We start from the raw sequence: 12,076 nt of genomic DNA, 5'->3' as shown, positions 1-12,076 counted from the left end.
CATCCGCTCATCGTGCGCAACAACTGTCAACCCTGACAGGTCATCCGTCGACCCACGCCCCGCGTGTGCTAATTCGCTGTCCCCTGATCCCCAGGTGTATAAGAGAACGGCGCTTGCGGGTGGCCTGGAATGTCGATCTTGATGATCGGCAGGAACTGCCCCGTCTGATTGAAGTAGTCGTTCTGAATGTAGCGCGCACCAGCGAGGTAGGTCGGCGACTCCGGGGTGTACATGACAGCCTCGAGCGGAATCTGCCCGGGGATGTTCTGCGGCCATGGCGCAATCACGAGCTCGTTCCACCACTCGTATGAGGGCAACGGGGGCATCGGGAACGTCGTTCGTGCCGCCACACTGAGATCGAATGCTGCCGTATCGACCCCTAACGCGCATTGCTGGTCCCATCCCGTCTGATCGTAGTTGGCTCGCCAGGTCGCCAAGGTGGTAATGCCGAGTTGTGCGCACGGCGCACTGCGCGGAATCCTGGCGATGCCACATTTATCGGCACGCAAGTCGGTAGCGCCATCGCCCGGGTAGATGCAACGTGCGATAAGGGGCGTCTGTACCGGCGCGCCTAACGGCGCGAAGATCAGTCCCTCGCCGCCCCCGTACGCAACCGCAGTAATGTGGACATCCGCACGCATATAAGTCGTCGACACGCCGTTAAGTCTGTCAGCGGTCGGGCTTGGATTCCACGAATGGAATCCACTGCCATATCCCGTGACCCGGACGATCACGCCATTGCACAGATACGGCGACACACCGCCCGGACATACGGACGTATCCGCAAACCGCGCGTTCAGGTGTTGCGCGAGTGCAATGCCGTAGTCGAGTTGGTCGCGCTCGTCGAAGCCGAATGCCGTAGGCACGCCACTTGCCATCGCCATGCGCAGAATCGGCAGCCACTGCCCGGTCGCATCGAAGTATTGCCTCTGGTAGCGCTGTGCCTGCGTGAGTTGCCCGCCATTGGCGACGTCGTAATAAAACGCCTGCAACGGAATCGTCTCGGGCCTCGCAGGATCCCAGGCCGCGAGGAGCAGCATTGTCGGGCTGTCCGCCAGATCCGCCGATACCTGCTCGTGCGCCTCAAGGCTTGCCTTGAATTGACTCGCTATCGTCGCGCTCAGCGAACATTGCTTTACGACATCGATTCCCTGTGTGTTGAAATACGTAACCCAGCCGGGCGCGTCGGACACGCCGAGCCCGGCGCACGAACTCCAGTCGGGTGGCGTCGGTTGCGTGTCATTTATCAAGTTGCAGCCATGCGATGCCGTGTCCGTCGCAAGCGGCATCGCAAACGGATACGCGCAACGCACTTCGTAAGGCTTGCCCTGACCTGTCGCGGTAAAGCCGTCCGCCAAAATGAGTCCCGCACTCGATGCCAGCGCTACCGTAGTCACATCGCGTCGGACATACGCCACGCTCGCCGACTGCAATGCCGTCTCCTGCGCGCTGAGCTGGCCAAACGTGACGGCAGAGTCGCCCGACAGGGCACGCATCAATACACCGGAGCATTGCCATGCAGGACGACCTGCCGCGCATTGGGCCACCGTGGACTGATAACGCTGATTGACGAGGTAAGCGACGTCGGCGCCGGTCAGTGGTTGGGCCGTTGCAGCGCCCGCAAAAAGCAGCACGTACAACAGCCCGACGTGCCAACCGCGAAAACGTTGACGCAAACGAGTTGCGAAACCGTGGATCATGATGATGCCCCCAATCCGCATTTGCCAGAGGTCTAATCCAGCCAACCAAGAATGGTGAGCGGCAACTGTCAACCCTGACAGGCCATACCTTGCCTCGCCCCCGGCGGGTCATCGGACGACGAGTCACCGCAGACGATCAAAACCTGACTCTGAGAATCTTCGAAAACTGATAGCGAGCGCCCGATCTCGTACCGACCGCGTAGTTCACGGCGACCGTTTTGCCCGCGTTCTCGCTGACCCACGAGGCTGGTATCACGAATACATTGGGATGCCCCGGATCGACGTACTGACTGACGGTGTCACGCTCCACCACGCCCGACCACCGCACCTTCACCGCATGATTGCTCGTCGCGTTGGGAAACACCACGGTCACCTCTGTTCTTTCGGCGTTGATCGTCGGCGCGGGTAACACGAGCGCCTGCGCTTCGATCTGCAAATTCAGCGGTGCCGAGTTCTCGATCGGGTTATTGCCCCGCTTGACACTGAACGTCACGGGCACCGTCGTGCCGATCGCATCGACCACTTCCACACGCGGAATTTCGAATGTCATGGGACCTATCGATGTCACCGTCTTGATCGGCGTGTCGTAAGTCACGGATGGCCCTCGCCATCTCGCCCCCACGGTCTGCCCAATGCTCATCCCCGGATAGTCAGGCACCTCGACCGTCACGAAGTCGCGCGTGTAAAAGTCGTTGAGCAATAACCGGTGCCCAACCTCCCCAGTGGCTTCAAGCACCCTCGGCGCAATCGCAGCGATGCTCTCGTCCGGCACGATCACCTGATCGGCTGCGGAATAGGAAAACGGCGCTTGCGGATTGCCTTTGATGTCGACTTTGATGACCGGCAGGAATTTCCCCGTCTGATTGAAGTAGTCCGTCTGGATAGCCTGCGCACCCGTACGGTAGCTCGCCGACTCGGGCGTATACATGGCGGCTTCGAGCGGAATTTGCGCAGGGACGTCCTGCGGCCAGGGCGCGATGATGAACTCGTTCCATTGCTCCAGCCGGGTATGGGGCAATGGGAACGTCGCGCGCGCGGCCAGACTCAGCATGAATGCCGCTGTATCCACGCCCAACGCGCATTGGTAAGGATTTTTGGTCTGATCGTAGTTAGCTCGCCAGGCCTCCAACGTGGTAATGCCCAGTTGAGCGCACGGTGCGCTCAGCGGAATCGTGCGAATGCCGCACTTGTCTGCACGCCCATCGGTCCCTGCGTCGGACGGGTAGATGCAACGCGCGGTAAGCGGCAACTGCGCCGGCGCACCGAACGGCGCGAATATCAGTCCCTCGCCGCCCTGGTGGGCGATCGCCGTGACGCCTGCATCGGCACGCATGTAAGACGCCGAGACGCCGTTGCGGGTGACCGAGCTCGGGCTCGGATTCCATGCATGGAAGTCCGGGCTATATCCCGTCTCACGGATAATCACGCCATTGCACAAGTACGGCGCCTCGCCTCCCGGGCACGCTGACGTATCCGCGAACCGCGCGTTCAGGCGTTGCGCCAGCGCAATACCGAAGTTGAGCTCGTCGCGCTGATTGACAAGATACTCGACGCCCGTCAGCGCATGAGCCGGGGCCATGACGGCAAAGAGCAGCGCCCACAGCACCCCGTTGCGCCAATGGCGCAGGTTTCTACGCAGTGACGTAATAAGATCGTGGCTCATGATGATGCCCCCTCATGCGCTTCGAAGATGACTAATTTGGCCATCCGATAAACATGGGCAACAACTGTCAACCCTGACAGGTCGTCCGCCGCCTCGCACCGTTCGTGTCGCGGTGCGAAATCCCCGCACAGGTGCTCACGGGTTGATCCGGAGAATCTTCGAGAACTGATAGCGAGTCCCCGATCGGGTGCCGACCGCGTAGTTCACCGCAATCGGTTTGCCCGCGTTCTCGGTGACCCACGAGGACGGTATTGCGAACACGTTGGGATGCCCCGGATCGACGTACTGACTGACGGTGTCACGCACCACGACCCCCGCCCACCGGACCTGCACCGTCTGATCACTCAGCGCGCCGGGGAATGACACGGTGACCTCTGTCTTGCCCGCGTTGATCGTCGGCGCCGGTAACACGAGCACTTGCGCTTCGATCTGCAAATTCAGCGCCGCCGAATGCTCGATTGGATTGTTGCCGCGCTTCACGGTGAACGATACGGGCACCGTCGTACCAATCGCATCGATCACTTCGACGCGCGGCACCTGGAACGTCACAGGGGCAATCGACGTCACCGGATGGATCGGTGTGTCGTAAGTGACGGACGGTCCCCGCCACCTCGCGCCCACGGTCTGCCCAGTGCTCATTCCCGGATAGACGGGCACCTCGATCGTGACGAAATCGCGCGAGTAGAAGTCATTGAGCAATAGCCGCTGCCCGTTGTTTGCCGAGGCTTCCAGCACCTTGGGCGTCATCGTTGCGATGCTGTCGTCGGGCGGGGCTACCACCTGATCGGCGAGGGTGTAGACGAACGTGGCCTTCGCACCGCTATTTGCCGGCAATCCGATGCGAACGATCGGCACGAATTTACCGTACGCCTGGAAGTAACGCTGCTGGTCCGTTTGCGCTTTGACAAGCCCGCCTGACACATTCTGGAGATAGAAGAACGATTGAATCGGCAGCGCCGTACCGATGCCGGTCGCCCACGTTGCAATAATGAGTTCGTTCCAGTCCATCGAATCGGTTCGAGTGACTAACGCTTCGGCCCGAATGTTCTGATAAAACCTGTCTGCCGTACCTTGCTGGCCGATGCGAACATTCCACGCGCACATGTTGTAGGGGCGTTTCTTCCTTTTGTCAAAATGCGCGACCCATTGCTGCGCCGTGGTGATGCCAAGCACCTCGCAAGACCGGCTTTCGACGGGATCGTAAGTCAGGGGGCCACAGCCCTGATCCGTTGGCCGTCTCCACGTATCCGCATCGAGCGGGAACGCGCAATACACCTGTAGTTCCTGCGTCCCGGACGGCACTTCCATATCCGGGTAGACGACAAACCCGTTCGGGTTATGGAACATCTTCGAGAACCCGCTATCGGTGCGCAGCCAGGAGAACGAAATCCCCCCCTTCTGGATGGCATCCGGACTCGGATCCCACGGCAAGAAAGCCGGATTGGTTTCCGTCGCCCGTAACATGACGCCACTGCAAAGAAACGCCGGACGATTCGCCGTGCCGCAATTCTGATCGGTACGGTTGTACCACCCCTCCAATTGGGCGGCGGGATCGATGACGGCGTTGAGCGACGGTGCGACGGCGGGAGGGGTGCGCGCCTCGGGGGGCACTGGCCCGGACACCTGCGGGCCGAACGTCGTACACGCCGCAAGCACGAGCCAAAGCACCAGGGCGCAGCCAGCGCCGCCGCTCTTGATACTCTTGATCAAACGGATCTTCATTTGTCACCCCCACACATTCATGCGCCCCAGCGTTGCCGAGCCTTGCCCGGCCGGACGCTCCATGGCGCGCCGCGAGCTGTCAACCCATGGCTCATGAACCGGGTCCAGAGGTGTCGCGGCCGTTCGCGCAAACCAGGCGCCCCGTTATCCAGTACGTGACGAACTCGCCGTCGTCACGTTCTGGAGCGCAGGGGTGTCCGGACTTCGAATCCGCGTCAAAGCTGTTTGCGCAACGTTCGGGAGAAGAGGTAGGGATCGCCCGATGTCGTTCCTACGGCGTAGTTGATGTAGACCATCTTCCCGCTGTTCTGCGAGACCCATGCCGGCGGGATGTGGAACACGTTCGGTGTGCCGGGTGTGACGGACTGCTGTTCGGTGTCGTGAACAACCGTACCCTGCCACCGGACGTGAACCCGCTGACCGGTGGCCTGCGACGGGTAAGTGACCGTGACCGTCGCGGTGGTTCCCGAGACGGCAATCGTCGGCGCGGGCAAGGCCGTGCCCTGCACTCTGAGATTGAGCGGGAGAGACCACTCGATGGGTTGCTGGGCGCCGCGCTGCACCGTAAATGTCACGACAACCGCGCTGCCGATAGCGTCGAGGACTTCGTAGCGCGGAATGTCAAAGGTCAGAATGGCCGGAAACGGCACGATTCTGATCGGTGAGTCGTAGGGGGGCACGGCAGGGCCTCGCCATCGCACGCCCACGGTCTGCCCCGTCGCCATGCCCTCGTATTGCGGCACCTCCGCCGTCACGTGCTCGCGATTGTAGTAATCCGAGGTCAACAACAGTTTTCCGTTGTCCCCGGTCGCCTCCAGTATTCTCGGTTCCGACTCCACCACCGGCTTGTTTTCCATGATCACATCTCCTAGCAGATACTCTCCTGGGTTTCTGCCGTAACCGCAAAAACTGCGAGTTACGCCGCACGATCACTCGTGGCACGACATTTGCGCATACGAGCGATATCCATTGCGCTCGCGGATGCACAACACCTCCTCCGGAACGCTGGAATGAGAAACATGGCGGCCCTGCTTCATTTCGCGTCGGACGCGAAATGCCGACACACGATTGAGCCATGGCCCGTTTGCGGCGAACAACTGTCAACCCTGACAGGTCAAGACGTCGACCCACAAAAAAACCGCTTGCCCCATGACAGGACAGGCGGTTTTTTTCATTGCAATGGTGGCGCCGGCGACGCCTCGCGGCCGTGGGGCGACTTATCGCCCCGCCGGTGACAGGCTCAGGCCATCAGGCCACCCAACGGCGAGCGTTGCGGAACATGCGCATCCACGGGCTGTCGCCGCCCCATTGCGGCGGCGCCCAGCTCATCTGCACGGTGCGGAACACGCGCTCCGGGTGCGGCATCATCACCGTGAAGCGGCCGTCGCCGGTGGTCACGGCCGTCAGCCCGCGCGGCGAGCCGTTCGGGTTGAACGGATATTGCTCGGTCGGCTGACCACGATGATCGACGAAACGCATCGCGGCAATCGCCTGATCGATGTTGCCCTGCTGACCGAAGTTCGCGAAACCTTCGCCATGCGCGATCACGATCGGCAGTTGCGAGCCGGCCATGTCCTTGAAGAACAGCGACGGCGATTCGAGCACTTCCACTTGCGTGAGACGCGCTTCGTACTTCGACTGGTTGTACGTGAATTTCGGCCATGCGGCCGCGCCCGGAATCAGGTTCGACAGGTTGCTCATCATCTGGCAACCATTGCACACGCCCAGCGCGAAGGTATCGGCGCGGTTGAAGAAGCCCGCGAACTGCTCGGCCAGCGCCGGGTTGAACAGAATCGTCTTCGCCCAGCCCTCACCCGCCCCCAGCGTGTCGCCGTACGAGAAGCCGCCGCAAGCGATGAAACCCTTGAACGCTTCGAGCGAGTGACGGCCCGCGAGCAGGTCGCTCATATGCACGTCGTACGCGTCGAAACCGGCCTTGTCCAGCACGTAGGCCATTTCCAGATGCGAGTTCACGCCCTGTTCGCGCAGGATCGCGACCTTCGGACGCGCGCCGGTCGCAATGAACGGCGCCGCCACGTCTTCGCTCGCGTCGAACGTCAGCTTCGGCGAAAGGCCCGGATCGCTGGTGTCGTTCAGGGCTTCGTACTCGGCGTCGGCAGCGGCCGGATTGTCGCGCAAACGCGCAATGCGCCAGCTCACTTCCGACCACACGCGATGCAGTTCGGCACGCGATGCGCCGAAGATCTTCTTGGCGTCGCGATAGATTTCGATGACGTCGCTCGTGTTCGGCTTGCCGATCACGTTCGTGCACGAGGACAGCCCGGCTTCGCGCAGCGTCTGCAAGACGGCGTCGCGCTCCGAAGCGCGCACCTGAATCACGCCACCGAGCTCTTCCGAGAAGAGCGCGCGCAACGTCTTGTCTTCACGACGGCCGACCGTCTGCTTTGCCCAGTCCTTGGCGTCGCCGTAGTCGGACTCGAAGCCGTCGTCGAGCGTGAGCATGTCGACATTGAGCGACACGCCAACGTGACCGGCGAACGCCATTTCCGCGACCGTGGCGAAAAGACCGCCGTCCGAGCGATCGTGATAAGCGAGGAGTTTGCCCTCGCGGTTGAGCTTTTGAATCGCGTCGAAGAAGCGCTGGAGATCGGCCGGATCGTCCAGATCCGGCGTGACGTCACCAATCTGTTGCGTGACTTGCGCGAGGATACTGCCACCCAGACGATTCTTGTTGTGACCCAGATCGATGGCGATCAGCACCGTCTCACCGGCGTCTGCCACCGAGCGCAGTTGCGGCGTGAGATGGCCGCGAACGTCTTCGACCGGTGCGAACGCCGACACGATCAGCGAGACGGGGGCGACTACATCCTTGCTGCGGCCCGCGTCGTCCCACTTGGTGCGCATCGACAGCGAATCCTTGCCGACCGGAATCGACAGACCCAGTGCCGGGCACAGTTCCATGCCCACGGCCTTGACCGTATCGAACAGCGCAGCGTCTTCACCCTCGGTGCCGCACGCCGCCATCCAGTTGGCCGACAGCTTGATCTGGTCGAGCGCCGCAATCGGCGCCGCCGCAATGTTGGTGATGGCTTCGCCGACCGCCATACGGCCCGACGCTGGGGCGTCAATCACCGCCAGCGGTGTGCGCTCGCCCATCGTCATCGCTTCGCCGCGATAACCGGCGTAGTCCATCAGCGAGATGGCGCAGTCGGCCACCGGCACCTGCCACGGGCCAACCATCTGGTCGCGCGCGGTCAGGCCGCCCACGGTACGGTCGCCAATCGTGATCAGGAACGACTTGCTGGCCACCGTCGGGTGACGCAGCACGGCACGCGCCACGTCGTCGAGCGACAGACCGGTGACGTCCACCGGCGGCAGTTCGGTCTTCACACGCGTGACGTTGCGATGCATGCGCGGCGGCTTGCCGAGCAGCACGTCCATCGGCATGTCGACCGGGTCCGGCGATTCCGGATGCATCGGGTCGACCAGCTTCAGTTGACGCTCGTCCGTTGCGATACCGACAACCGCCACCGGGCAACGCTCACGCTGGCAGATCTCCTGGAACGCGGGGAAGCTGTCCGGCGCGATAGCCAGCACGTAGCGTTCCTGCGCTTCGTTACTCCAGATTTCGGCGGGCGACATGCCCGACTCTTCGAGCTGAACCTGACGCAGATCGAAACGAGCGCCCTTGCCTGCGCCGTCCACGAGTTCCGGGAATGCGTTCGAGATACCGCCTGCGCCGACGTCGTGGATCGACAGGATCGGATTGGCTTCGCCCTGGCGCCAGCACCCGTTGATGACCTCCTGTGCGCGACGCTCGATTTCCGGGTTGCCACGCTGCACCGAGTCGAAGTCGAGTTCAGCCGTGTTGGTGCCGGTCGCCATCGAACTGGCAGCGCCGCCGCCCATGCCGATGCGCATGCCCGGACCACCGATCTGGATGAGCAGCGTGCCAGCCGGGAGATCATGCTTGTGCGTGTGCTGCGCGGCGATATTGCCCAGGCCGCCGGCGATCATGATCGGCTTGTGATAGCCGCGCACACGACCGCCCACGTTCTGTTCGTAGGTACGGAAGTAGCCGCCGAGGTTCGGGCGGCCGAATTCGTTGTTGAACGCAGCGCCACCCAGCGGGCCGTCGATCATGATTTGCAGCGGCGAGGCGATGCGGTCCGGGCGGCCATAGTCGGCGCCGGTGTCGTCGGGCTTGCGCAGCGTCGGCGGCACGGCCACGTCACGATCGTTTTCCCAGGATTCGCGCGCGTCCGGCAGCGCGAGGTTCGACACGGTGAAGCCCGTCAGGCCCACCTTCGGCGTGGAGCCACGGCCCGTTGCGCCTTCGTCGCGAATCTCGCCACCCGCGCCGGTCGACGCGCCCGGGAACGGCGAAATCGCCGTCGGGTGGTTGTGCGTCTCGACCTTCATCAGCGTGTGCGTGAGCTCGACGCTGCGGCCATACTTGCCATCGGCACCGCGCGGATACCAACGCTCGACTTCGGCGCCTTCCATCACCGAAGCGTTGTCCGAATACGCAACCACCGTACCCTGCGGGTGCAGTTCGTGCGTGTTCTTGATCATCTTGAACAGCGATTTGTCCTGCGGCTGCCCATCGATGGTCCAGTCCGCATTGAAAATCTTGTGACGGCAATGTTCGCTGTTGGCCTGCGCGAACATCATCAGTTCGACATCGGTCGGGTTGCGCTTGAGCGTGGTGAAGGCGTCGACCAGATAGTCGATTTCGTCCTCGGCGAGCGCCAGTCCCAAATCGCCGTTGGCGGCTTCGAGGGCGCTGCGACCCACACCGATCACGTCCACCGTCTGCAACGGCTTGGCGGGCAGCTCGACGAAGAGCGCCTCGGCGTCGGCGCGCGAGGCGACGACCGTCTCCGTCATACGGTCGTGCAGCACACCGGCGACACGCGCCAGCACATCGGCCGCGAGCGACTTCTTGCCACCCAGCAGGCCGGACTTCACACCGATCGTGTATTCGACGGCGCGCTCGATGCGACGCACGTGATCGATGCCGCAGTTGCGTGCGATATCGGTTGCCTTGCTCGCCCACGGCGAAATCGTTCCCAGACGCGGGATCACCAGCAGTTGGTCGCCGACCGGCGCTTCGCGTACCGGCTCACCGTAAGTGAGCAGACCGGCGACGCGGGCCACGTCTTCGCTCGAAAGCGGCTCGGCGCTGGCCACGAGATGAACGTAGCGGGCGTCGATACGAACGATCGAACTGTCGATGGCTTGCAGGGTCTGCAGAAGACGTTGCTGGCGGAATTCGGAAAGCGCCAAGGCGCCGGCGAAGCAGGCAATGTGAGTCATGGAAGGACGGAAGGCGAGGCGTTCAAAACGCGGGGGAACGACAAACCGGGATTATACCCTGCTTACCCCGGGTTATACCCGGGTGCGAGACAGGCATTCTGCGTTGCGTCCCGCCCTGTGAGGGCGTCTCTCTGGTAACCTATGCGCCCCGTATCCACTCGGGCCGCGAAACCGGTTGCCCGGCGCGCGGCACGTCAAAGAACGACACTAACAAGCGAACGAACGGGCGTTCGCCACACACCAGACGGTTGGGAATGAAGGTCATCGTTATCGGCGGCGGGGTCATCGGCACTTGTACTGCCTACTATCTGGCCGCCGCGGGGCACACGGTCACGCTCGTCGAGCGCAACAGCACGGTTGCGCAGGAGAGCAGCTTCGGCAATGCGGGCGTCATCGCACCGGGCTACGTCACGCCCTGGGCGGCGCCCGGCATGCCGCGCAAGCTGCTGGGCTATATGTTCAGCGCCGCGAGCCCGCTCATCTTCCGGCCGGGCCTGTCTGCCGGCACGTGGCGCTGGGCCACGCGCTGGCTGCGCGAGTGCAAGCTGGAGCGCTACCGCATCAATCGCGAGCGGATGCAACGTATCGCCTTCTATAGCCAGCGCTGCCTGCACGAACTGCGCGAGACCCACGTTTTCGAATACGAGCAGACGCAGGGCTATCTGCAACTGTTCCGCACCGAGCGCGAAATCAGGATGAACGGGCCGGCGCGTGCGATGCTCACCGAGAATGAGGTGCCGCACCGCGTGCTAAGCGCCGACGAGTGCCGCAAGCTCGAACCCGCGATCTCCACCGACGCGCAACTCGCCGGCGGACTCCACCTGCCTCGCGACGAAACCGGCAACTGCCCGCTGTTCACCAAGCGCCTCGCCCAGATCGCCCGCGACATGGGCGTGACGCTCGCCACCGAGACGACCGTGCTGTCCGTGCGCCCGAATGTCGGCCGCGCCGGGGTGACGGTCGAGACGGCCAGCACCGTCCAGACGGGGCAGCAAACGACGCTCGAAGCCGACGCGGTGGTGATCGCCGCCGGCGTGGCCAGCACGGCGTTGCTGCGTCCGCTGGGCATCGATCTGCCGCTCTGGCCCATCAAGGGATACTCGATCACGGTGCCGGTCAAGACCGAGCTTTTCAGCCCGCGCATCGCCGTCATGGACGAGTCGTTCAAGACCGCGATCACCCCGCAAGGCAACCGTCTGCGCATCGCGGGCACGGCCGAGCTGGGCGACACGCAGCTCGTGCTGCGCGAGCGCGCCATCGCTACGCTCTACAAGGTGGCGACGGACTGGTTCCCAGGCGCGGGCCGATACCGCGAAGCGCGGGCGTGGGTAGGTGCGCGTCCGATGCTGCCCGACGGTCCCCCGCTGCTTGGCCCCACGCATGTGCCGGGGATCTTCCTCAATGTCGGCCACGGCTCGACCGGTTGGGCGATGGCCTGCGGCTCCGGACGCGTACTCGCCGACGTCATTTCGGGACAAACCCCGGGCATCGACCTGAACGGGCTGACGCTCGCTCGTTACGAGCACTGATTGCGCTGATTACCCTGATTGCGCTCGGCAATCGGGCGCACCGCGTCAGAGACGACCCACACGACATCGGGATTCGCACCGGCAGGCAGAATCGTGCGTTGACGGCATAATCTCAAGATCGGTACGCGGCGTACGGCCGCATTCGGCCCGCCGTGTCGGCAAGCATGGCGCGGCAAGCCATG

6 protein-coding genes are annotated in these 12,076 nt (G+C 63.1%); 1 reads left to right on the top strand and 5 read right to left on the bottom strand.

The features are described from left to right. Nucleotides 1-68: 68 nt before the first annotated feature. From ACIPHM_RS21705 to purL, 5 genes are all read right to left on the bottom strand, one after another. Entirely contained in the window at nt 69-1,700 is a 1,632-nt protein-coding gene (locus tag ACIPHM_RS21705) for a hypothetical protein (protein WP_400332862.1), read from the bottom strand. 136 nt (nt 1,701-1,836) lie between these two features. Further along, entirely contained in the window at nt 1,837-3,363 is a 1,527-nt protein-coding gene (locus tag ACIPHM_RS21700; RefSeq protein WP_400332859.1) for a hypothetical protein, read from the bottom strand. Nucleotides 3,364-3,498: 135 nt separating this feature from the next. Next, nucleotides 3,499-5,085, bottom strand: a complete 1,587-nt coding sequence (locus ACIPHM_RS21695) for a hypothetical protein (RefSeq protein WP_400332856.1) — start codon at nt 5,083-5,085, stop codon at nt 3,499-3,501. Between the two features lie 215 nt (nt 5,086-5,300). Continuing rightward, nucleotides 5,301-5,942, bottom strand: a complete 642-nt coding sequence (locus ACIPHM_RS21690; RefSeq protein WP_400332854.1) for a hypothetical protein — start codon at nt 5,940-5,942, stop codon at nt 5,301-5,303. A gap of 391 nt (nt 5,943-6,333) precedes the next feature. Continuing rightward, nucleotides 6,334-10,365, bottom strand: a complete 4,032-nt coding sequence (purL, locus tag ACIPHM_RS21685; RefSeq protein WP_400332851.1) for a phosphoribosylformylglycinamidine synthase — start codon at nt 10,363-10,365, stop codon at nt 6,334-6,336. Between the two features lie 254 nt (nt 10,366-10,619). Between purL and ACIPHM_RS21680 the strand changes: the two genes are divergently transcribed. Next, on the top strand, nt 10,620-11,894 hold the full coding sequence (locus tag ACIPHM_RS21680) for a D-amino acid dehydrogenase (RefSeq protein WP_400332848.1): 1,275 nt from the start codon (nt 10,620-10,622) through the stop codon (nt 11,892-11,894). Nucleotides 11,895-12,076 lie beyond the last annotated feature (182 nt).

Origin of the sequence: Pandoraea sp. NPDC087047 (assembly GCF_044745225.1) — a bacterium.
Taxonomy (GTDB): domain Bacteria; phylum Pseudomonadota; class Gammaproteobacteria; order Burkholderiales; family Burkholderiaceae; genus Pandoraea.
The sequence above is the reverse complement of the archived record's forward strand: the minus strand, read 5'-3'. Positions and strand labels throughout refer to the sequence as shown.